Source organism: Pseudomonas putida (genome assembly GCA_041879295.1).
GTDB classification, from domain to species: Bacteria; Pseudomonadota; Gammaproteobacteria; order Pseudomonadales; family Pseudomonadaceae; genus Aquipseudomonas; species Aquipseudomonas putida_Y.
On record CP047152.1, the window covers coordinates 1,020,435 to 1,042,468 of the forward strand.

Consider the following 22,034-nt stretch of genomic DNA (forward strand, 5'->3'; position numbering starts at 1 on the left):
AGGAGATCTTTTCGATGGAACAGCACGGTACCGATGCCGTCCGCGAGCAGGCGGCCGCATGGTTCGCCCGCGTGCAGGATGCACCTCGGGATGCCGGGCTGCACAAGCAGTTGCATGCCTGGTTGGCGAGCGACGAGCACCACCGGGAAGAATATGAGCATCTCTGCCGCGTGTGGCAGGCCGCCGACTTCATTCCACGTCAGCGCCTGGAGGCGCTGTGCCAGCGAGACCCGGTGCAGCAGCTGCCACGACGGCGTTTCATGCGCCAGGCGTTGGCCGCCAGTGTCGCGGTAGTGGCGCTGGGCCTGGGCTGGGGCGGCTGGCACCACCTGCAACTGAACCATCAAGGCAGCCTGCAGACGGCCTTCAATGAGCGCCGTCAGGTCGAACTGCCGGATGGCTCGCATCTTGAGCTCAATGGCAACACGCAGTTGCAGGTCGAGTTCAGCGCCGGCCGGCGGCACGTGCGCCTGAACGCCGGTGAAGTGATGTTCAGCGTCGCCCATGACAGTAACCGGCCGTTTGTGGTCGACACTGCCCAGGGCAGTGTGGTCGTCACAGGTACCCGCTTTGACGTCCGCCTTGACCCAGCCAGCACCCGTGTGGCGGTGGAGCAGGGGTCGGTGCGGGTGCAGGGCAAGGGCGACTCGCCGGCGCAACTGTCGGCCGGGCAGGGGTCGCATATAGATGCACAGGGCCTGGTCGCCGCACCCTATGCGGTCAACACCGGCGCCATGACCGCATGGCGACAGGGCAAGCTGGTGTTCGACAACGCAACCCTCGCCGAAGTAGTGGCCGAAACCTCGCGCTACCGTCGCCAGACATTGCGGGTCGCCCCTGGGAAAGTCGCCCGGCTGCGCCTGTCCGGTACCTTCAGTACCAACGATACAGACGCTCTGCTGCGGGCCTTGCCGAGCATTCTACCGGTGGCCATCAAAGCCCATGAAGACGGCTCCAGCGAAATAATCGCCAAATAGATTCAGGTTTTTTTTCACTCGTTCGTCTTCCTCGCCAGCTGCAACTGCCAAGCATTTCCATTTGCACGCGGTTGGCGTTTATTCCGCATTCCAGGATGTTTCGACGACGTGAACAACAACAAACCTCTCCCACGCTTTCGCGCCCTGGCGCTGGCCCTGGCGGTCAGTACTGTGGCCGTTGGCAGCCCGGCCGCAGAGGCCGCTAATGCCCTCCACATCCAGGCCCAGCCGTTGGGTTCGGCGCTGAACCAGCTCGGCCAGCAGACCAGCCTGCAGCTGTTTTTCAGCCCCGAGCTGGTCGCCGGCAAACAGGCCCCGGCGGTATCGGGCTACCTGGCGCCGGTGCAGGCGCTGCAACAGCTGTTGCAAGGCAGCGGGCTCACCTACGAGATGTCCGGGGACACCGTTGTGGTGAAGCCTTTGCCGACTACCCTTGACCTGGGCAGCGGCAGCCTGGAGCTGGCCCCCACCGACATCAAGGTGGTCGGTGACTGGCTGGGTGATGCCCAGCAGAGCGTGATACAGAACCATCCCGGGGCACGCACCGTGGTACGCCGCGAGGCAATGGTGGAGAAGGGCGCAATGAACGTGCGCGACGTGCTGCGCGGCATCCCTGGCGTGCAAGTGCAGGACTCCAACGGAACCGGTGGCAGCGACCTGTCGCTGAACGTGGGCGTGCGCGGCCTTACTTCGCGCCTGTCGCCGCGCTCCACGGTACTGATCGATGGCATCCCGGCCGCCTTCGCGCCGTATGGCCAGCCACAGCTGTCGATGGCACCGATTTCTTCTGGCAACCTCGACAGCATCGACGTCGTGCGGGGTGCCGGCTCGGTGCGCTACGGCCCGCAGAACGTGGGTGGTGTGATCAATTTCGTAACCCGGGCGATTCCGCAAAAGGCCTCGGCAGAGCTGTCCACCACCCTGGAGACCTCCCAGCACGGTGGCTGGAAACACACCGAGTCAGCCTTCGTCGGTGGCACGGCCGACAATGGCATGGGCGTGGCGCTGTTGTACACCGGGGTGAATGGCAACGGTTACCGTGAAAGCAACAACGGCAACGACATCGACGACGTTATCCTCAAGACGCATTGGGCGCCAACCGATGTCGATGAGTTCTGGCTCAACTTCCATTATTACGATGGCCGTGCCGACATGCCGGGTGGCCTGACCCAGGCCCAATACGACAGCAACCCGTACCAGTCGCTGCGCGATTACGACTACTTCGCGGGCCGGCGCAAGGATGTGTCGTTCAAATGGCAGCGGCAGCTCGACGATGCCACCCAGTTCGAAGTGCTGACCTACTACACCGACAGCTTCCGCGGTAGCACAATAGCTTCGCGGGACATGAAGACGTTGTCGTCGTACCCGCGCAACTACCACACCTTCGCCATCGAACCCCGTGTGTCGCGCATCTTCTTTGCCGGCCCAACCACCCAGGAAGTCAGTGTCGGTTACCGTTACCTGAAGGAAGCGATGCGCGAACAGACGACTCGGCTGGCGCTGATCGACAACGTGCCGACGGAGACCCCGACTTCCGACGGCCACGTGTTCCAGGACCGCAGCGGCGGCACCGAGGCCAGCGCCTACTACATCGACGACAAGATCGACGTGGGCAACTGGACCATCACCCCTGGCGTGCGTTTCGAGCATATCAATACCGACTGGCGCGACCGCCCGGTGCTGGGCGCCAACAACCTTCCGGTAGCCGAGAAGAAGCGCAGCATCACCAGCAACGAGCCTTTGCCGGCGTTGAGCGTGATGTACCACGTTTCCGATGCCTGGAAGGTGTTCGCCAACTACGAAACCTCGTTCGGTAGCCTGCAGTACTTCCAGCTGGGCCAGGGCGGTTCTGGCAACAGTACGGCCAATGGCCTTGAGCCGGAAAAAGCCAAGACCTACGAAATCGGTACCCGTTATGACAATGGCAGCTTTGCCGGTGAGCTGACGGCGTTCTACATCGACTTCGATGATGAGCTGCAGTACATCAGCAACGACGTGGGCTGGACCAACCTCGGTGCGACCAAGCACCAGGGCATCGAGGCTTCGGTGCGTTATGACCTGGCCGGGCTGGACCCGCGCCTGGACGGGCTGTCGGTGAGCGGTGGCTACACCTATACCCGCGCGACCTATGAAGGGGATATCCCAGGGTTCAAGGGCCGAGACCTGCCGTTCTATTCACGCCAGGTGGCCACTGCCGGGGTGCGTTACGCGGTCAACCGCTGGACCTGGAACCTGGATGCCTACGCCCAATCCAGGCAGCGCGCACCCGGCACCGGAATCAATGCCGATGGCAGTTTCAATGGCGACTACATCACCGAGCCGAGTGCCGACGGGCGGTATGGCGATATACCGGGCTACGTGACCTGGCATGCCCGTGGTGGTTATGAATTCGGGCCGCAGTGGTCCAATTTGAAGCTGGCGGCGGGGGTGAAGAACCTGTTCGACAAGCAGTACTTCACACGTTCGAGCGACAACAATGCCGGCCTTTACGTGGGTGAACCGCGGACCTTCTATGTGCAGGCCAGTGTTGGGTTTTGATCCGAGATTACCGGGGCCGCTTTGCGGCCCTTCGCAGGTAAACCCGCTCTTGTAGGAGCGGGTTTACCCGCGAAGGGGCGCAAAGCCCCCCAACGCTTACGAAACCACCGCCTCGGCCGGCGAAACGATACTGGTCTTCGCCCCCCGCGACCTCCCCGAGCTCAGGTACGCCGCAATCGACTCCTGCGTCACCTCGCCCAAGAACACCTGCTCGGCATCCAGCACTGGCAACCACGCGCGGTTGAACTCGTACATGCGCGACAACAGGATGCGCAAATGCTCATCGTGCGACGCCGTGGCATTGAACGGCCGCAGGAAATCGCCACACGTCCCTTGCTGGCGGTGCATGTCGCGTCGGCGTACATAGCCCAGCGCCTTGTTTTGCGCATCGGTCACCACCACGTAGCGGCGGTCGTGTTCATCAAGCAGCTCCAGCGCATCGCTCACAGGCGTTTGCGGGCTCACCGACGGCGCGTTGTCCGCGGCATCCTCGGCACGCACCAGCAACAGGCGCTTGAGCGTGCTGTCCTGGCCCACGAAGTTGCTGACGAAATCATCCGCCGGGTGGGCCAGCAAGGTGTCCGGATGGTCCAGTTGCAACAGCTTGCCGGCACGGAAGATGGCAATTTTGTCGCCCAGTTTGATCGCTTCGTCGATGTCGTGGCTGACCATGATCACCGTCTTTTTCAGCGCCCGCTGCATTTCGAAGAACTCGTTCTGGATCATCTCGCGGTTGATCGGGTCGACCGCGCCGAACGGTTCGTCCATCAACAGCACGGGTGCATCTGCTGCCAGGGCACGAATCACGCCGATACGCTGTTGCTGGCCGCCGGACAGCTCGCGCGGGTAGCGTTGCAGGTACTGCTTGGGTTCGAGCTTGATCATGTGCATCAGCTCGAGGGCGCGTTCGTGGCATTTCTGCTTGTCCCAGCCGAGCAAGCGTGGCACCACGGTGATGTTTTCTTCGATGGTCATGTTGGGAAACAAACCGATTTGCTGGATCACATAGCCGATGTGCCGGCGCAGGGTGACTTCGTCCAACCCGGTGGTGTCTTCGCCATTGATGAACACTTGGCCCGAGGTGGGCGTGATCAGGCGGTTGATCATTTTCAGCGTGGTGCTCTTGCCACAGCCCGAGGGGCCGAGGAACACGCAGATTTCCCCTTCGTTGACGGTGAGGCTTACCGAGTCGACGGCTTTGACGTCCTTGCCGTTGACGTTGAAGGTTTTGCTGAGGTTCTTCAGTTCGATCATGAGCGCAGTCCTTCTGGAGTCAGGGCACGTTGCAGGGTTTGCAGCAGCAGGTCGGCGATGATTGCCAACAGGCTCACCAGCAAGGCGCCGATCAGCAGCATCGACATGTCGCTGCGGCTGATGGAGGTGAGGATGAGCACACCCAGGCCGCCGGCGCCGATGGTGGCAGCAATGGTCATGACACCGATGTTCATGACCACGGCGGTGCGTACACCGGCGAGGATGACCGGTACGGCGATGGGCAGTTCGACCATGCGCAGGCGCTGACCGAAGGTCATGCCTATTCCGCGTGCGGCTTCACGGATGCCGGGCTCGACATTGGTCAGGGCCAGGTAGGTGTTGCGCAGGATCGGCAGCAGCGAGTACAGGAACACCGCAGTGATCGCTGGCATCGGCCCCAGGCCCTGGCCGAACTTGGAGTAGAACGGCAACAGCAGGCCGAACAGGGCAATCGAGGGGATGGTCAGCAGCACCGTGGCGCTTGCCTGCAGCGGGCCTGCGAGGGCCGGAAAACGGGTCATGAGGATGCCCAGCGGCACCCCGACCAGAATCGCCAGGCCCACGGCAACGCCTACCAGCATGATGTGCTGCCAGGTCAGATGCAGCACCTGGGCCCAGTCCAGGTGGCTGAAGGTATCGATCAGGTTCATGGCTGGCCCTCGCTGTTCAGTGGGTGCTTGCGCAGGAAGTCTGCGGCCACGGCAGTGGGGTTCTGGTGCTCGACATCGACCTTGGCGTTGAGCTGGCGCATGGTTTGGTCATCCAGTTGCTCGGCTAGCGGCTTGAGCAGGCCAGCCAGCTGCGGGTTGGCGTCGAGCGTGGCTTTGCGCACCACCGGCGCGGCGGTGTAGTCGGGGAAGTAGTGTTTGTCGTCTTCCAGCAGCTTGAGGTCGAAAGCGTCCAGGCGGCCGTCGGTGGTATACACCAGGCCGGCGAACACCTGATTGTTGCGCATGGCGGTGTACACCAGCCCGGCGTCCATCTGGCGGATGTTGCGCCGGCTCAGCGGCAGGTCATACATTTCGCGCAGGCCTACCAGGCCGTCGGGGCGGTTGGCGAACTCGGTGTCCAGGGCCACCAGGTGATTACGCTTGCTCTCGTCGCGCAGCACCTGGTTGAGGTCGCTGATCGAGTTGATCTGCGGGTAGGCCTCGGCGACCTGCTTCGGCAAGCCGAGGGCATAGGTGTTGCTGAATTTCGACGGGGTCAGCCAGATCAGGTCTTTTTTGGCATCCAGCTCCTTGACCTTGGCGTAGGTGGCCTCGGCGCTGGGCATGCGCTCTTCGATGTGGTTGTACGACACCAGCGACACACCGGTGTATTCCCACATCAGGTCGAGCTGGCCGGTTTCCTGAGCCTGGCGTGCGAGGCTGCTGCCAAGCCCGCCGATGACACGCACATCGAAGCCGTTGGCGCGCAGGTATTGCGCGGTGATTTCGGCGAGCACGGTCTGTTCGGTGAACACCCGCGCGCCGATGCGGATCAGCGGTTTTTCCGCTGCCTGGGCAAATCCTGCGTACAGCAAGGCCGCGCCCAGTAGCAAGGCGATTCTCTTCTTCATACGTTTCCTATCCTTATTCGACCAGGCCGCGTTCCAGCCAGCGCTTGCTGGAGAAACTCACCGCCGCATCCAGCACCAGTGCCAGCAGTGCGGTGCAGGCGGCACCCAGCAGCAGTTGTGGCTGGTTGTTCAGGGCGATGCCGGGGAAGATCAGGCTGCCCAGGCTGTTGGCGCCGATCAGGAACGCCAGCGGTGCGGTACCCACATTCAGTGCCAGGGCCACGCGTACGCCGCCGACGATGATCGGCACGGCGTTGGGCAGTTCCACTTGCCAGAGTTGCTGGCGCGGGGTCATGCCAATGCCGGTGGCGGCTTCCTTGAGCGAGGCAGGGACGTTTTTCAGGCCTTCGTAGGTGTTGCGCACAATGGGCAGGAGGGAGGCGAGGAATAGCGCGAAGATCGCAGGCCCGGCTCCGATGCCCAGGATACTCAGGGCGATGGCCAGAACGGCCAGAGGGGGAATGGTGTTGCCAACGTTGAAGAACTGCATGAAGCGCTCGGCTTTGTCGACCCGGTGCGGTCGACTTAACGCAATGCCGGCGGGGATGCCCACGGCCAGCGCCGCCGCCATCGAAGCCAGCACCAATACCAGGTGCGCTTGCAGGTAGAACCCAAGATCGTCGCGATAACGCGCGATCGTGTCGATGCCGATCCAGTGGACCAGCAGGGCCAGGATGACGAGCACGGCGGCCCATCCCAACAGCCCCGAACCGTAGCGTTTTGCCACAGGTGGACTCCTTGTGTAGTCGGCGAGCACACTTCTTGGTTGCCGGCCAGTCCTGGCGGCGGGTGGTGTGTTCGCGAGTAGCAGCGTGAGGCAAGCCGAGGGCTGCGATCAGGCCATGAGCCGAACCCCGTCGGGCCCGAAAATGCTGATGAAACCAGTCCCCAACCGAAGCGGTTTGCAGGGGAGTGGACGTCTCCATGGGTGTCAAGGTTCCCATCTGAGGCAGCATTTGACCAGCGTTAATCACTGGGTGGCAGGATTTTTGGCGAGAAAAAACAGCGACTTAATGTGCTGCAGGCGTTGAAATAACTGCGCTTTGGTCATTTGTCGTGATAAAGCGATTGCCTGTTGGATTTCTTTTGTCTATGCCGGCCTCTTCGCGGGTAAACCCGCTCCTACACAGACTGCACCGCATTCGAATCCTGTGTCGTACCTGTGGGAGCGGGTTTACCCGCGAAGAGGCCGGCACGGGCGCCATTCATTCGGCAGATTTTGGTCCAGGCCCAACTTCAGGTATGATACTGCCCCTTTCAAATCCCCCAGTCAGGCGATTTCCCATGACCAACCAGGCCGCCGAAGTCGCGAAGCGCCGCACTTTCGCAATCATTTCCCACCCCGACGCCGGTAAGACCACCATCACCGAGAAGCTGTTGCTGATGGGCAAAGCCATTGCCGTCGCCGGTACCGTGAAGTCGCGCAAGTCCGACCGCCATGCCACCTCCGACTGGATGGAAATGGAGAAGCAGCGCGGCATCTCCATCACCACCTCGGTGATGCAGTTCCCGTATCGCGAGCACATGATCAACCTGCTCGACACCCCCGGCCACGAAGACTTCTCCGAAGACACCTACCGCACCCTGACCGCGGTGGACTCGGCGCTGATGGTGCTCGATGGCGGTAAAGGTGTAGAGCCGCGTACCATCGCCCTGATGGACGTGTGCCGGCTGCGCGACACGCCAATCGTCAGCTTCATCAACAAACTCGACCGTGACATCCGCGACCCGATCGAACTGCTCGACGAGATCGAAGCCGTTCTGAAGATCAAGGCCGCGCCAATCACCTGGCCAATCGGTTGCTACCGTGACTTCAAGGGTGTGTACCACCTCACTGGCGACTACATCATCGTCTACACACCGGGCCACGGCCACGAGCGCACCGAAGCCAAGATCATCCAGAAACTGGACTCGGACGAAGCCCGCGCACACCTGGGCGACCAGTACGACGCGTTCGTCGAGCAACTGGAACTGGTGCAGGGCGCCTGCCACGAGTTCAACCAGGAAGAGTTCATCAACGGTCAGCTGACCCCGGTGTTCTTCGGTACTGCGCTGGGCAACTTCGGTGTCGACCACGTGCTCGACGCCGTGGTCGACTGGGCGCCACGTCCGCTTGGCCGTGTGGCCAACGAGCGTACCGTGGAGCCTGTGGAAGAGAAGTTCACCGGCTTCGTGTTCAAGATCCAGGCGAACATGGACCCGAAACACCGCGACCGTATCGCCTTCATGCGCATCTGCTCGGGCAAGTACGAGAAAGGCATGAAAATGCGCCACGTGCGCTTGAACAAAGACCTGCGTATCGGCGATGCGCTGACGTTCTTCTCCTCCGAGCGTGAGCAGCTGGAAGAAGCCTTTGCCGGTGACATCATCGGCCTGCACAACCACGGCACCATCCAGATCGGCGACACCTTCACCGAAGGCGAGGCGCTGGGCTTCACCGGTATTCCGCACTTCGCGCCGGAGCTGTTCCGCCGCGTACGCCTGAAAGACCCGCTGAAATCCAAGCAACTGCGTCAAGGCCTGCAGCAGCTGGCCGAAGAAGGTGCTACTCAGGTGTTCTTCCCTGAGCGCAGCAACGACATCATCCTGGGTGCGGTCGGCGTGCTGCAGTTCGACGTGGTCGCCAGCCGCCTGAAGGAAGAGTACAAGGTCGAGTGCGCCTACGAGCCTATCACCGTCTGGTCCGCGCGCTGGATCAGCTGCGATGACAAGAAGAAACTCGAGGAATTCCAGACCAAGGCCATGGAAAACCTGGCCATCGACGGCGGCGGTCACCTGACCTACCTGGCGCCGACCCGGGTCAACCTGGCGCTGATGGAAGAGCGCTGGCCGGATATCAAGTTCCGCGCTACCCGCGAGCACCACTGATCGCGAGAGCTTGCCCTTGACCCCTGTGGGAGCGGGTTTACCCGCGAATGCGTCGGTAGAGTCAACACCGCATTCGCGGGTAAACCCGCTCCCACAAGGACGTCGTAACGACTGAAATCAGTTCCCTGCTTTGATACTGGTCCAGATTCGCGTACGAATACGGTCGATCTTCGCCGGCATCGCCTCCAGCGCATACAGCTTGCCCATCACCTCGTCGCTCGGGTAAATCATCGTATTACCCTTCATCGCCGGGTCCACCAGCCCGTCTGCCTTGAGGTTGCCGTTTGCGTATTGCACATGGTTGCTGATGTTGGCCATCACTTCCGGCTGCAGCAGGTAGTTCATGTAGGCATATCTGGCCTTTTCATCCGGCGCATCGACGGGCATGGCGACCATGTCGAACCACATCGGCGCGCCCTCCTTGGGTATCGAATAGCCCACCTTCACGCCATTGTTCGCCTCGTCGGCGCGGTTCTTCGCCTGCAGCACATCCCCTGAGAACCCCACCACCACGCAGATATCGCCGTTGGCCAGGTCGCCCGTGTACTTGGACGAGTGGAAATAGCTGATGTACGGCCGCACCTTCATCAGCAACTCCTTGGCCTTCTCGTAGTCCTTGGGGTCTTGGCTGTGATGGGGCAAGCCCAGGTAGTGCAGGGCGATCGGCAGCAGTTCGGGGCCATTGTCCAGCACCGCGACCCCACAGCTTTTCAGCTTGCTCATGTACTCGGGCTTGAAGATCAGGTCCCAGGAATCCACGGGCGCGTTGTCGCCGAGTACCGCCTTGACCTTGTCGATGTTGTAGCCAATGCCGGTACTGCCCCACAGGTACGGGAAACCGTACTGGTTGCCCGGGTCGTTCACCTCCAGCGCCTTGAGCAGCACCGGGTTGAGGTTGTGCCAGTTGGGTAACTGCGACTTGTCCAGGCGCTTCAAGGCCTTGCCCTGGATCTGCCGGGCCATGAAGTGGTTGGAGGGGAACACCACGTCGTAGCCGGAATTGCCGGTCATCAGCTTGCCATCGAGGGTTTCATTGCTGTCGTACACGTCGTAGGTGGGCACGATGCCGCTGGCTTGCTGGAAGTTCTTCAACGTATCGGGGGCCACGTAGCTGGACCAGTTGTAGATCTTCACCGTTTCAGCGGCGCTGGCCACGCTGGCGGCCAGCATCAGAGGGGCGAGGAGGAAGGTGCGCATGTCGGGTTTACCTTGCTTTGTCTGTTGTTATCGAAGGCAGGCGATCAGCGGATCAGAAAACAAGCACGTAGGTCTTGCGCACGGTCTCCTGGATGTCCCAGGTGCCGGTGCTGTTGGCCGGTAGCATCAATGCGTCTCCGGCTTCTATGACCAGGGGCTCGCCACCGTCGGGGGTGAACGTGCAGCGGCCCTTGATGAAATGGCAGAACTCCTGTTGCACGATCTGCCGCCGCCAGCGCCCTGGGGTGCATTCCCAGATGCCGGTTTCGACGCCATCGCTGCGCTCCACGCAGGTGACTGACGTGACTGCCACGGGTTCGCCGAGCGGTACCGCGACCGGGTTGGAGCTGTCGAGCACAGCAAACTCTGTGTTCTTGAACTGGGTGATGCTCATGACCGGTGGATCCTGTACGAGTGATAAGGGAAGTCAGTGCATGAAGCCTTCCATGAAGTCCGCAAGCGATATGGCCAGGCGCCGCCTCCACGGCGCGCTGGCGGGGTTGGCGAGGGTCCGGTCCTCGTGGACGAAGCTCTGGATGATCGCGTTGTAGCCCAGCCAGCGGCAGGGCTCGGGAGGCCAGCTGGCCAGGCTCGATAGCGGGCGGTTGTCGAGCACCCAGGGTTGTGCTGTCAGTTCGTTTTGCTGGTTGAGGATCAGCGCCGCCAGGGTGCGCCCACCCAGGTTGGTAGCCCCCACGCCTTCGCCGCCGTAGCCGCCGGCAAGGGCGATGCCGCGCTGGCGGTCGCAGAGCATGTGTGGGCGGAAGCGTCGCGCCATGCCGAGGTTGCCGCCCCATGTATGAGTGATGCGTACCTGTTTGAGCTGCGGGAACAGTTCGCCGAACAGGTAGCGGCGCAGTTCGATTTCATGTTCGTCGAGGTTGAAGTTTTCGCGCAGGCGCCCACCGAAGCGGTAGCCACCGCGGGCACCGAAGACCAGGCGATTGTCGGCGGTACGCTGGCCATAGGTGACCTGGCGGCTGCTTTCACTGAAGGCTTGGCCCTGGCTCAGGCCAATCTGCTCCCAGGTAGCCTCCGGCAGCGGCTCGGTGGCCACCAGCAGGCTCTGTACCGGCAATTGGTGTTTGCCCAGTGGCGGCAGGCTGGCGGCGTAACCCTCCACGGCAGGCACCATCCACTGGCAGCGAATCTGTGCCAGCGGGGTGCGCACCTCGCTCGGCTGCCAGTCGATGGCCGGGGTGTTTTCGTAGATCGATACGCCCAGCGCCTCTACTGCCCGGGCAAGGCCGCGCACCAGCTTGGCTGGCTGGATGGTCGCCGTGTGCGGGCTGTAAATGGCTCCAAACGCATTGCTGACCCGCAGTTGGCTCCCCAACTGCTCGGGGCTCAGCCAGCGGTAGTCGTCCTCGGTCATGCCTTGGCGATACAAGTCGGCGAGGTAGGCGCGCAGGCTGCGTTCCTGCTCCGGGTAGCGCGCCGCGCAATACAGCACGCCGCCTTTGCGGTAGTCACAGTCGATGCCTTCGCTTTGCAACACGCGATGCACTTCATCAGGGATGCCGTGCAGCAGGTCGATGCTGGCGCGGCGCTGTTGCGGCGAGAGGGTGCCGAGCAGGCGGTCTTCGCCTAGCAGGTTGCCCATCAGCCAGCCCCCATTTCGGCCGGAGGCGCCGAAGCCGGCGATTTGGGCTTCGATCACCGCAATGTTCAGCTGGGGTGCCTGGCGCTTGAGGTAGTACGCGGTCCAAAGGCCGGTATAGCCGGCACCGATGATGCACACGTCAACGTCGAGGTTATTGCGCAGTGCCGGGCGCGCGCACAGCGGCTCGTCGAGCTGGTCCATCCACAGGCTGAGCGTGCGCAGGGGTTGCATCGGGTTCGGCTCCACATCCGTCAAGGTCTGTGGGCGATCGTAGTGGTGTCAGCGGGCAGCTGTCTTACGTGCGTGCACGCAGGGAAATTTGCTTCAGGTAGGCCTTGGGCGTGAGCCCGGTGTGCTCACGGAAGCACTTGTAGAACGCCGACAGCGAGTTGAAGCCGGCACTGAAGGCCAGCTCGTCGATCGTCGCCTCGACGCTGTCATCGCCGAGGCTGGCCATCAGGTGCTGCAGGCGTGCCTGGTTGACGTAGCGGTAGAAGCTTTGCCCCAGCACCTGGTTGAGCAGGTAGGAAATCTGGTTGCGGCTGTAGCCGCTGGCGTCGGCGACCTGTTGCAGGTCGAGCTCCGGGTCGAGGTAGGGGCGTTGACGCTGGAAGTAGTGCTCCAGGTCCTGGGCCATGGTCGACAACTGCCGAGGCGACAGGCCCAGGCGGCTGGTGGCGGGGCGCGGGCCGCTGTTGGCGTGGCCTGTGCCGTTCTGGCGGACCAATGTGGCGTATTCGTTGACCCGCCAGATCAGCCCGTCCCTGACGGTGATCGCCTCGCTGGACTGGAACGCAACCAGGCCGTCGCCGCCTTGGACCGTGACCTGATACTGGATGAATGCGGTGCAGCCATCGACGCGGATACGGTCGCTGTGGACGATGTCCTCGCCGGCTTCATGGGGCAGGCAGGCGCGTACGTAGTCGCGCAGTTCCTGGTGGCCGAGCACGCGGTTTTGAAAGAAGTCGTGGTACTGGATATCGGGGTGGTAGAGCGCCATGACACCGTCGAGGTCGCGGTGCTTCCAGCAGAGGTGGTAGCGCAGCACGATTTCGGCGGTAAGCGGCGTTTGCTCGGGGCCGTCGGGGAGGGTGGTGGCGATCATGGGAGGATAGTGCATTGCAGAACACCCAGGTGCAAGGGCGTGGATCCTGCATATTGCACGGTTTGCTCAGGCGGCTTGGAGGGTAAGCCTTTGATTTTTATGAATGTAGTTTTTTGATACAACTGGCATGGCGGCTGCACCTTTCTTGTCACCATCGAACAAGGAGAAAGGCCATGCGCTCGATACTGCTTTGGATGATTGGGGTGCCGATTCCGGTGATCATTCTGATCTGGTTCTTTATGCATTGAGTTTTTGGGGGCCGCGCTTTGCGGCCCTTTTGCTACAACTCTTCGCTACAAAAGGCATGTTCAAGGTAGGGAAGCGCGAACATAGTCGAATCCCCATATTTTGTAGGCTTGGAGAAAACCGCACCCACAGGTAACGTCGCGGAATGCCCTGAGCAAAGCCCTCAGTTATCTGGCCAGCAACTGATACTGGGTGAGGGTTTCCACCGCTTTGTTGTTCACCACCCGCTTGATGTCGGTCAGTGTGCCGTTGGGGGGGGGGCGAGTGAAGTGCAGGAAGTGGCCGAGGACGTTCTCGATGCGTTGCAGCGGCACTTCGGTGTTGGTGTCTGGCACTTCGCCGAAGTAGAGCAACAGATTGTCGAGGGTCTGCAGGATGTAGTGGTCGCCCTCGGTGTACGTGAAAGGCTCGCTATTTTTATAATGTTTTATTAAAAACAAAAGTAATTGGCAAGCTGCGTAATTGCTCAGTGCTGCTGCAAAAATTTTTCGACCAAGGCAAAACCAGAAACACTCATCAATATATGATTTTGGTACTCTTCAATGGCTAAAATTCTAACTGGACTTCCCTGCCGGTAAAGAGTGCCCGCCATATTAAACTCAAAATCTTTCAGCGCGGAATCAGAAACCACACTGTGCTGTAAAATAGGCCAGTCACCCGCCTTCAGTTTATCTACAGCCGTAAATATTACCGTAAAGCTTCCTCTGTGATCTTTGAACGCCAAATATCTAGCATCCTCAGGCACCTCCTCGCTACTGCTGATAGACACCACAGCGAAAGCAAATACCTTCTTAAATTTTTGTTCCTTGCTTTCTGCGCCAAGCCAAATTATTTGGCTGGTTGCAAATCTACCGTCTTCCATCGGAATAGAAAAATAGTCACCCGCTTGCATAGGTTTTACTCTTGTCATAAGCCTAGCGCCTTCATCTTGGTCAAAGCGTCAGATAGTACATAACGTCCCCACCTAGGGTTAGGTCCGGCCACGTCATAAATTGAAGCATTAGGATGGGAGGAGCTATACGACCTGATTCTATTCAATAAATTTGTAACCTCATTGGTCGACAGCGCACCTCCATTAAGATACATGATTTTTTGCTCTAAGAATTCGGCCTCAGCTTTGGTTCGATTGTTGTCAAAAATCACGTGCTGCTGCAAGTTAGACTTCCCTGGAGTCGCAGAATGCACACCTAAGCGGGCCGTCGCATCACGTCCCAGGAGTGTTCTGGGTTGCAGGGAGGGGAGGGGCTTTGCGCACGAAGTCTGTATTTTTTGAGTTTCAGAGGCGCCTGTCAGAAAAGTCGTAGTTGTTGGACTCATTGCACTCAGCTCAGTAACGCATCATTCCTTATCAGCGTTTCGATGAAGGGGACCGAAGCCTGGAGCAGTTCACACTACCCCGGCAGCCTCATCGGCTTTCTCGTCCCCTTCGCGTATCACCTCACAAGATTAGAGAAACTGCTCGGCATAGTGACAAGCCACCTGCCGCGTACTCACCTGCCTCAGCGCCGGCACCTCCTTGGCACACCGCTCGGTCGCATGCGGGCAGCGTTTGTGGAATGCACACCCATCCGGCGGGTTCAGCGGGTTGGGCAGCTCCCCGGCGATGCGAATCTTCGGCTTCAACGGGTCTGGATGAATCGCCGGTGTCGCCGACAGCAACGCCTGGGTATACGGGTGCAGCGGCTTCGCGTAGATGTCCTCCTTCGGCCCCATCTCCGCCGGCCGCCCCAGGTACATCACCAGTACCTGATCCGCCACATGCCGTACCACCGCCAGGTTGTGCGAGATGAACACGTAGGCGGTGTTGAACTCCTTCTGCAGATCCATGAACAGGTTCAGCACCTGCGCCTGAATCGACACGTCCAGCGCCGAGGTTGGCTCGTCCGCCACCAGCACCTTGGGTTGCAGCATCATCGCCCGTGCCAGGGCAATGCGCTGGCGCTGGCCGCCGGAAAACATGTGCGGGTAGCGCTGATAGTGCTCGGGGCGCAGGCCGACCTGCTCCATCATCTTCTGCACCTTGTCGCGGCGCTCGGCCTTGCTCAGAGAAGTGTTGATCAACAGCGGTTCGGCCAGTTGGTCGCCGATCTTCTGCCGTGGGTTGAGCGAGGCGTAGGGGCTCTGGAACACCATCTGCACATCGCGGCGCAGTTGTTTGCGCTCTGCCTTGCTGGCGCCCTTCACCTCGGTGCCGGCAATTTGCAGCGAGCCGGACGAAGGCTCTTCGATCAGGGTCAGGGCGCGGGCCAGGGTCGACTTGCCACAGCCGGACTCGCCGACCACGGCCAGGGTCTTGCCGGCCTCCAGTTCGAACGACACGCCATTGAGCGCGCGTACCAGCGCGTGGCCCTTGAACAGCCCGCGGGACACTTCGTAATGCCGGGTCAGCTCCCGTGCGGTAAGTACGACGGCCATCACGCCACCTCCTGATTCAGCGGGTAGAAGCAACGCACCAGGCTGTGGGCCTGTGGGTCGAGGGGCGGGCGCTGGCGCCGGCAATTGTCCTGTACATAGGGGCAGCGTGGTGACAGCAGGCAGCCGACCGGGCGGTCGTAGCGGCCGGGGACGATGCCAGGCAGTGTGGCCAGGCGTTCGGCGCCAATGCTGTGCTCGGGGATCGCGGCGAGCAGGGCTTCGCTGTAAGGGTGGGCGGGCACATCGAACAGTTCTGGCACCTGGCCGACTTCCACGGCTTGGCCGGCGTACATCACGCACACCCGCCTGGCGGTTTCGGCGACCACGGCGAGGTCGTGCGTGATCAGGATGAGCGCCATGTTGCGCTCCTTCTGCAGGTTGACCAGCAGTTCCATGATCTGAGCCTGGATGGTCACGTCGAGGGCCGTGGTCGGTTCGTCGGCGATCAGCAGCTTGGGCTCGCCGGCAATGGCCATGGCAATCGCCACACGTTGGCTCATGCCGCCTGACAGCTGGTGCGGGTAAGCGTCCAGGCGGCTTTCGGCGGCCGGAATCTCGACCTTCTTCAAGAGCTCCAGAGCACGCTGGCGGGCAGCCTTGCCCTTTAGGCCCAAGTGCTGGCGCAGCACTTCCTCGATCTGGAAGCCCACGGTGTAGCTGGGGTTGAGCGCGGTCATCGGGTCCTGGAAGACCATGGCGATGTCCTTGCCCACCACCTTGCGCCGCTGACGGCCGCTGAGCTTGAGCATATCGGTGCCGTCGAAGGTCAGTGAGTCGGCGGTGATGCGCCCGGGAGCGTCGATCAGGCCCATCAGGGCCATCATGGTGACCGACTTGCCCGAGCCGGACTCGCCGACGATGGCCAGGATCTCGCCAGCGTCGACTTTCAGGTCCAGGCCGTCCACCACCGGTACTGCATTGGCGTCGCCGAAGCGCACGTTCAGGTTGTTGATCTGCAACAGTGACATGGCGTTCTCCTCAGGCGGCGTTCTTGAGTTTCGGGTCCAGCGCGTCGCGCAGGCCGTCGCCCATCAGGTTGATTGCCAGCACACTAAGCAGAATGGTCAGGCCAGGCAGGCTCACTACCCACCAGGCGCGCTCGATGTAGTCTCGGGCCGAAGCCAGCATGGTGCCCCACTCGGGGGTTGGCGGCTGTACGCCGAGACCAAGGAAACCCAGTGCGGCGGCGTCGAGGATGGCTGAGGAGAAGCTGAGGGTGGCCTGCACGATCAGCGGGGCCATGCAGTTGGGCAGCACGGTGACGAACATCAGCCGTGGCAGGCCGGCACCGGCCAGGCGTGCGGCGGTGACGTAGTCGCGGTTGAGTTCACCCATCACCGCGGCGCGGGTCAGGCGCACATAAGAGGGCAGCGAGACGATGGCGATGGCGATCACGGTGTTGATCAGGCCAGGGCCGAGAATGGCGACGATGGCCACGGCCAGCAACAGCGACGGCAAGGCCAGCATCACGTCCATCAGGCGCATGATCGACGGGCCGAGCAACTGCGGGAAAAAGCCGGCCAGCAGCCCAAGGAGAATGCCCGGAATCAGTGACATCACGACTGAGGACAGGCCGATCAGCAGCGACAGCCGTGCGCCCTGAATCAGCCGCGAAAGCAGATCACGGCCCAGTTCGTCGGTGCCTAGGATGAACTGCCAGGTACCGCCTTCCAGCCACACCGGCGGGGTCAGCAGGAAGTCGCGGTACTGCTCGCTCGGGTCATGCGGGGCGACCCAAGGCGCGAACAGCGCGCAGAACACAACCAGGCACATGAAGGCCAGGCCCATTACCGCGCCCTTGTTGCGCGCGAAGGCTTGCCAGAATTCTTTGTACGGGGAGGGGTAAAGCAGGCTTTGGTCCACCGGGCTGGCCGGCGACACGGATTTTGGAATCGGGCTAGTCATGGCAAAGGCCTCAGCGCTGATGACGGATGCGTGGGTTGGCCAGGCCGTAGAGGATGTCCACGACGAAGTTGACCAGAATCACCAGGCAGGCGATCAACAGGATGCCGTTCTGGACCACGGGGTAGTCACGGGCACCGATGGCTTCGATCAGCCATTTGCCGATGCCCGGCCAGGAAAAGATGGTTTCGGTCAGCACTGCACCGGCCAGCAGCGTGCCGACCTGCAGGCCGAACACGGTCAGCACCGGGATCAGCGCATTGCGCAGGCCGTGCACGAACACCACGCGGGCCGGCGACAGGCCTTTGGCGCGGGCGGTGCGGATGTAGTCCTCACGCAGCACTTCGAGCATCGACGAGCGGGTCATGCGGGCGATCACTGCCAGCGGGATGGTACCGAGCACGATGGCCGGCAGGATCAGGTGCATCACTGCGTCCTTGAACGCGCCCTCTTCATCGCTGAGCAGGGTATCGATGAGCATGAAGCCGGTTTTCGGCTCGATGTCGTAGAGCAGGTTGATGCGCCCGGATACCGGGGTCCAGCCCAGGCTTACCGAGAAGAACATGATCAGGATCAGGCCCCACCAGAAAATCGGCATCGAGTAGCCGGCCAGTGATATGCCCATGACACCGTGGTCGAACAATGAACCGCGCTTGAGTGCAGCGATTACCCCGGCCAGCAGGCCGACGATGCCGGCGAACAGCAGGGCGGCGAAGGCCAGTTCAAGGGTGGCCGGGAACAGGGTGAGGAACTCGCGCCACACGCTTTCGCGGGTGCGCAGCGATTCGCCAAGGTCACCCTGGGCAAGTTTGCCGACGTAGTCCAGGTACTGGACCGGCAGTGGCTTGTTCAGGCCAAGGCGTTCCATGGCCTGGGCATGCATTTCGGGGTCGACCCTGCGCTCGCCCATCATCACTTCCACCGGGTCGCCGGGGATCAGGCGTATGAGCGCGAAGGTCAGCAAGGTGATGCCGAAAAAGGTCGGTATCAGCAGGCCAAGGCGCCGGGCAATAAAACTCAACATTGTCGGGGTTACCTCATCAGGCCGTGGGGCGATCAGCCCGGTACGGCAGAGCCGCCGGTCCCCGTGTGGGTTGCCGGCGGTCGTTGTTGTTCTACTTCACCTTGGTGGTGGCGAAGTTGTTGTTGGTCAGAGGGTTGATCACGTAGCCCTCCACGTTGTCACGCATGGCGGTGAACATCTTTGGATGAGCCATGCTGATCCAGGGTTGTTCGTCATCGTACACTTTCAATGCCTCGTTATAGAGCCTTGCACGCTCGTCGTTGTCGATCACTTCGCGGGCGCGGCTGATCAGTTCCTGGAACTTGGGGTTGCACCAGCGCGCATAGTTCTCGCCACTTTTCACGGCATCGCAACTGAGCAGCGGGCTGAGGAAGTTGTCCGGGTCGCCGTTGTCGCCGGCCCAGCCGGTGGACACCAGGTCGGCTTCGCCGTTCTTCGCCCGGCGCAACATCTCGGCCCATTCCATGACGCGGATATCCAGCTTGAGGCCGATCTGTTTGAGGTCGGCTTGCAGCATCTCGGCGGACAGGCGCGGGTTGGGGTTGGTCGGGCCGCCGCCGTTGCGGGTGAACAGGGTGATTACCGTGCCCTCGGGTACACCGGCCTGACTGAGCAGTGCGCGGGCTTTATCGAGGTCGCGCGGTGGGTTCTGGTTGTGGGTGTTGTAGCCGATCATGGTGGGGGGGTAAGGGTTTACACCTACCAGCGCGTTGCCTTTGCCAAACAGTTGGTCGACATGGGTCTGGCGGTCGAAGGCCATGTTGATGGCTTTACGCACGCGCACGTCGTTGAGGTATTTGTGCTGGGTATTCATGGCGATGTAGCCGGTGACCAAGGCCTCGATTTCTTCAACCTTGAGTTTCGGGTCTTGCTTGATCGACGGCACGTCATCGGGCTTGGGATAGAGCGCCACCTGGCACTCGTTGGCGCGCAGTTTTTGCAGGCGCACGTTGCTGTCGATGGCGATGGCGAACACCAGCGCATCGGCCGGCGGCTTGCCGCGGAAATAGTCCGGGTTGGGCTTGAAGCGGACCTGGGCGTCCTTGTTGTAACGCTGGAAAATGAAAGGGCCGGTGCCGATCGGCTTGCTGTTCAGCTCGGCGGTCTTGCCAGACTTGAGCAACTGGTCGCCGTATTCGGCGGAGTAGATCGAGGTAAAGCCCATGGCCATGTCGCGCAGGAACGGCGCTTCCGGTCGGCTGAGGGTAATCACCACGGTGTGCTCGTCAGCCTTGCTGACCGACTTGAGCAGTTCCTTGAACCCCATGCTCTCGAAGTACGGGTAGCCGACGCTGGTCTTGTCATGCCAGGGGTGGTTCGGGTCGAGCTGGCGATTGAGGCTCCACAGCACGTCATCGGCGTTGAAGTCACGAGTTGGCTTGAAGTAGTCGGTGGTGTGGAACTTAACCCCCTGACGCAGATGGAAGGTGTAGGTCAGGCCGTCGGCTGAAATGTCCCAGCGCTCGGCCAGGGCTGGCTGGATCTCGGTGGTGCCGGGTTTGAAGTCGACCAGGCGGTTGAACACTGTCTCGGCCGAGGCATCGGCGGTGACTGCGGTGGTGTACTGGACGATGTCGAACCCTTCCGGGCTGGCTTCTGTACACACCACCAGCGGTTTGGCCGCCAGTTGCGTGGCGCCGCCCAGAAGCAGCGCGACCAGGGCTAGGCGCAACGGCCGCGATTTCATGAAAGCTCTGTGCATGTGTTGAAAACTCCCTGCTTGCATTGGTTCCAGCGTAGCCGCCCCGGCCCGCAGCGAAACGGGCCAGGGCGCCGACGGTCAGAGAATGTTGAACGGAATGGTGGTGACCACGCGGAACTCATCCAGGCTGCCATCGCCCTGTGCCTTGCTGGCGCGATGGGTGGTGTAGGTGGCACGGATGCTGGTGTCTTTCAGCGGCCCGCTCTGCAGCGCATAGCTGGTGCCGATACCCCACTCATAGTGGGTTTCGCCATCCAGGCCATTCACGTCGTAGGCAGTGCCACGGTAGTGGGTGCCGTCGATACCCCAGCCGCGGGCGTTGTACAGGTTGAACTTCAGGCCAGGCACGCCATAGGGCGCCATGTTCAGCACGTAGGAAATCTGCAGCGATTTCTCGTTGGGGCCGTTGAAGTCCGACAGCAGCGAGTTGGCCAGGAAGATGCCGTTGGTTTCGTGCAGGTAGTCAAAGTACTCGTTGCCGTTGACCTGCTGCCAGGAGGCGCTGAGGGTGTGGGCCTGATGGGTCAGGCCCAGTGACAGGCTGTAGGTGTCGTTGTCGATCTTGCCCATTTTCTGGCTGCCGGCGTCGACGGTCTTGTAGTAGTTCAGGCCGGTGCTCAGGCTGAGCACTGCGCTGTCGCCGAGCACATGGTTGGCGCCGAAGTAGTACTGGTTCCAGAAGTCGTCGACCTTGGTGGCGTACAGGCTGGTACTCAGGCTCTTGAACGGCTGGTAGTTGATGCCGGCGGTGCTGGCACGGTCGGTTTCCACGCCGGTGGCACTGTACTCGCTGCGGAACTTGCTGAGGCTCTGCTCGGTACGTGGCGAGACGCGGTCGAAAGTACCCAGGTCGATGCTGAGGTTGTCGAATTCGGCGCTGTGCAGGAATGCGCCCTGGAAGCTCGAGGGCAGGGCGCGGTTGCCGATGTAGGCGATCATCGGCGTGTCCACCGACTGGCGGCCGAGGGTAAGGGTGGTGTTGGACACACGCGCCTTGATATTGCCCAGGCCCAGTTTGCTCCACTGGCCGATGGGGTCGCCATCGCTGTGGGTGAGGGTGCGGTTGTTGGGGCCGGCAATGGCTTCGCGGCTCTGCTGCAGGGCGATGGCGTTGTAGCCGGCGGCCTCGACGGCGAAGCCCACGGTGCCCTGGGTGAAGCCGGAACTGTAGTTGAGGATGGTGCCCTGTACCCAGTTTTCACGGCTGTGGGTGTCGTGGCGGGTGCCGTCGTTCTTGTAGTACTTCCACAGCGGCGCGCGTGCGGCGCGTTCGCGGGCATACCAGTTGCGGGTGCTGCCGGACAGGCTTTGGCCGTCGATGAAGCCGCTGGCTTGCGCTTGCTCGCTTGTGCTTTTGAGGGTGAGCGGGAGGTAGTCCTGGCTCTGCGGATCTGCCTGGGCCACAGTGGAAAAGGCACTGATGGATAACGCCAGTGCGGTCAAGGTGAATACTTTCAAGGTTAAAGCTCCCTTTCTTTTCTAGTTATGGCCGGCCTTGTGGGCCGGGTGATTGCTGCTGTGTTGCCAGGGGTGCCGCGGGATCACCGGGCAGAATCGGGGTGTTGTGTTGGCCGTACTGGCCTCTTCGCGGGCAAGCCCGCTCCCACAGGCAGGGCGCAGTGTCCGAACCTGTCGAGATCCT

The 22,034-nt window shown here is 61.5% G+C and carries 18 protein-coding genes and 1 pseudogene; 3 read left to right on the forward strand and 16 right to left on the reverse strand.

Going from position 1 to position 22,034, the window contains the following annotated elements:
* The first annotated feature begins 14 nt into the window (after window positions 1-14).
* Together GST84_04755 and GST84_04760 are read left to right on the forward strand one after the other, a co-directional pair.
* The gene (locus GST84_04755; GenBank protein XGB11702.1) at window positions 15-977 is read left to right on the forward strand and encodes a DUF4880 domain-containing protein; all 963 of its coding nucleotides are present in this window, start codon (window positions 15-17) and stop codon (window positions 975-977) included.
* 108 nt (window positions 978-1,085) lie between these two features.
* Window positions 1,086-3,515, forward strand: coding sequence for a TonB-dependent siderophore receptor (locus GST84_04760; protein XGB11703.1), 2,430 nt, complete (start codon window positions 1,086-1,088; stop codon window positions 3,513-3,515).
* Between the two features lie 96 nt (window positions 3,516-3,611).
* On the opposite strand, the gene GST84_04765 is transcribed toward GST84_04760, so the two are convergent.
* Genes GST84_04765 through GST84_04780 form a run of 4 tightly spaced genes read right to left on the reverse strand, consistent with a single transcriptional unit; the run spans window position 3,612 to window position 7,057 of the window.
* Window positions 3,612-4,769 (reverse strand): betaine/proline/choline family ABC transporter ATP-binding protein, encoded by a 1,158-nt coding sequence (locus GST84_04765; protein XGB11704.1) that lies wholly within the window; start codon window positions 4,767-4,769, stop codon window positions 3,612-3,614.
* Complete coding sequence (locus tag GST84_04770; GenBank protein ID XGB11705.1) at window positions 4,766-5,419, reverse strand: ABC transporter permease subunit; 654 nt, start codon at window positions 5,417-5,419, stop codon at window positions 4,766-4,768. The genes GST84_04765 and GST84_04770 overlap by 4 nt, the downstream gene beginning before the upstream one ends.
* A complete protein-coding gene (locus GST84_04775) occupies window positions 5,416-6,330 on the reverse strand; it encodes a glycine/betaine ABC transporter substrate-binding protein (GenBank protein XGB11706.1) in 915 nt (304 codons plus the stop codon). Before GST84_04775 ends, GST84_04770 begins: the two co-directional genes overlap by 4 nt.
* Window positions 6,331-6,343: 13 nt before the next feature.
* A complete protein-coding gene (locus GST84_04780) occupies window positions 6,344-7,057 on the reverse strand; it encodes an ABC transporter permease subunit (GenBank protein ID XGB11707.1) in 714 nt (237 codons plus the stop codon).
* A 557-nt stretch (window positions 7,058-7,614) separates the two neighbouring features.
* Here GST84_04780 and GST84_04785 point away from each other — a divergent pair.
* The gene (locus GST84_04785) at window positions 7,615-9,198 is read left to right on the forward strand and encodes a peptide chain release factor 3 (GenBank protein XGB11708.1); all 1,584 of its coding nucleotides are present in this window, start codon (window positions 7,615-7,617) and stop codon (window positions 9,196-9,198) included.
* A 117-nt stretch (window positions 9,199-9,315) separates the two neighbouring features.
* Here the strand turns inward: GST84_04785 and GST84_04790 are convergent, their stop codons facing one another.
* From GST84_04790 to GST84_04845, 12 genes and pseudogenes are all read right to left on the reverse strand, one after another.
* On the reverse strand, window positions 9,316-10,395 hold the full coding sequence (locus GST84_04790) for an extracellular solute-binding protein (protein ID XGB11709.1): 1,080 nt from the start codon (window positions 10,393-10,395) through the stop codon (window positions 9,316-9,318).
* A gap of 52 nt (window positions 10,396-10,447) precedes the next feature.
* On the reverse strand, window positions 10,448-10,789 hold the full coding sequence (locus GST84_04795) for a DUF861 domain-containing protein (protein XGB11710.1): 342 nt from the start codon (window positions 10,787-10,789) through the stop codon (window positions 10,448-10,450).
* A gap of 33 nt (window positions 10,790-10,822) precedes the next feature.
* A complete protein-coding gene (locus tag GST84_04800) occupies window positions 10,823-12,229 on the reverse strand; it encodes an FAD-dependent oxidoreductase (GenBank protein XGB11711.1) in 1,407 nt (468 codons plus the stop codon).
* A gap of 64 nt (window positions 12,230-12,293) precedes the next feature.
* Complete coding sequence (locus tag GST84_04805; protein ID XGB15707.1) at window positions 12,294-13,103, reverse strand: helix-turn-helix domain-containing protein; 810 nt, start codon at window positions 13,101-13,103, stop codon at window positions 12,294-12,296.
* Between the two features lie 428 nt (window positions 13,104-13,531).
* Window positions 13,532-13,789 (reverse strand): annotated as a pseudogene (locus GST84_04810) (hypothetical protein).
* Between the two features lie 26 nt (window positions 13,790-13,815).
* A complete protein-coding gene (locus GST84_04815; protein XGB11712.1) occupies window positions 13,816-14,259 on the reverse strand; it encodes a hypothetical protein in 444 nt (147 codons plus the stop codon).
* A 536-nt stretch (window positions 14,260-14,795) separates the two neighbouring features.
* Window positions 14,796-15,764 (reverse strand): dipeptide ABC transporter ATP-binding protein, encoded by a 969-nt coding sequence (locus tag GST84_04820; protein ID XGB11713.1) that lies wholly within the window; start codon window positions 15,762-15,764, stop codon window positions 14,796-14,798.
* On the reverse strand, window positions 15,764-16,732 hold the full coding sequence (locus GST84_04825) for an ATP-binding cassette domain-containing protein (protein ID XGB11714.1): 969 nt from the start codon (window positions 16,730-16,732) through the stop codon (window positions 15,764-15,766). Before GST84_04825 ends, GST84_04820 begins: the two co-directional genes overlap by 1 nt.
* A 10-nt stretch (window positions 16,733-16,742) precedes the next feature.
* Window positions 16,743-17,669 carry an ABC transporter permease subunit gene (locus GST84_04830; protein XGB11715.1) on the reverse strand — a complete coding sequence of 309 codons (927 nt, stop codon included), beginning with the start codon at window positions 17,667-17,669 and terminating at the stop codon, window positions 16,743-16,745.
* 10 nt (window positions 17,670-17,679) lie between these two features.
* On the reverse strand, window positions 17,680-18,690 hold the full coding sequence (locus GST84_04835) for an ABC transporter permease subunit (protein ID XGB11716.1): 1,011 nt from the start codon (window positions 18,688-18,690) through the stop codon (window positions 17,680-17,682).
* 91 nt (window positions 18,691-18,781) lie between these two features.
* On the reverse strand, window positions 18,782-20,377 hold the full coding sequence (locus tag GST84_04840; protein XGB15708.1) for an ABC transporter substrate-binding protein: 1,596 nt from the start codon (window positions 20,375-20,377) through the stop codon (window positions 18,782-18,784).
* Between the two features lie 93 nt (window positions 20,378-20,470).
* On the reverse strand, window positions 20,471-21,850 hold the full coding sequence (locus GST84_04845; GenBank protein ID XGB11717.1) for an outer membrane porin, OprD family: 1,380 nt from the start codon (window positions 21,848-21,850) through the stop codon (window positions 20,471-20,473).
* Between the last annotated feature and the right edge of the window lie 184 nt (window positions 21,851-22,034).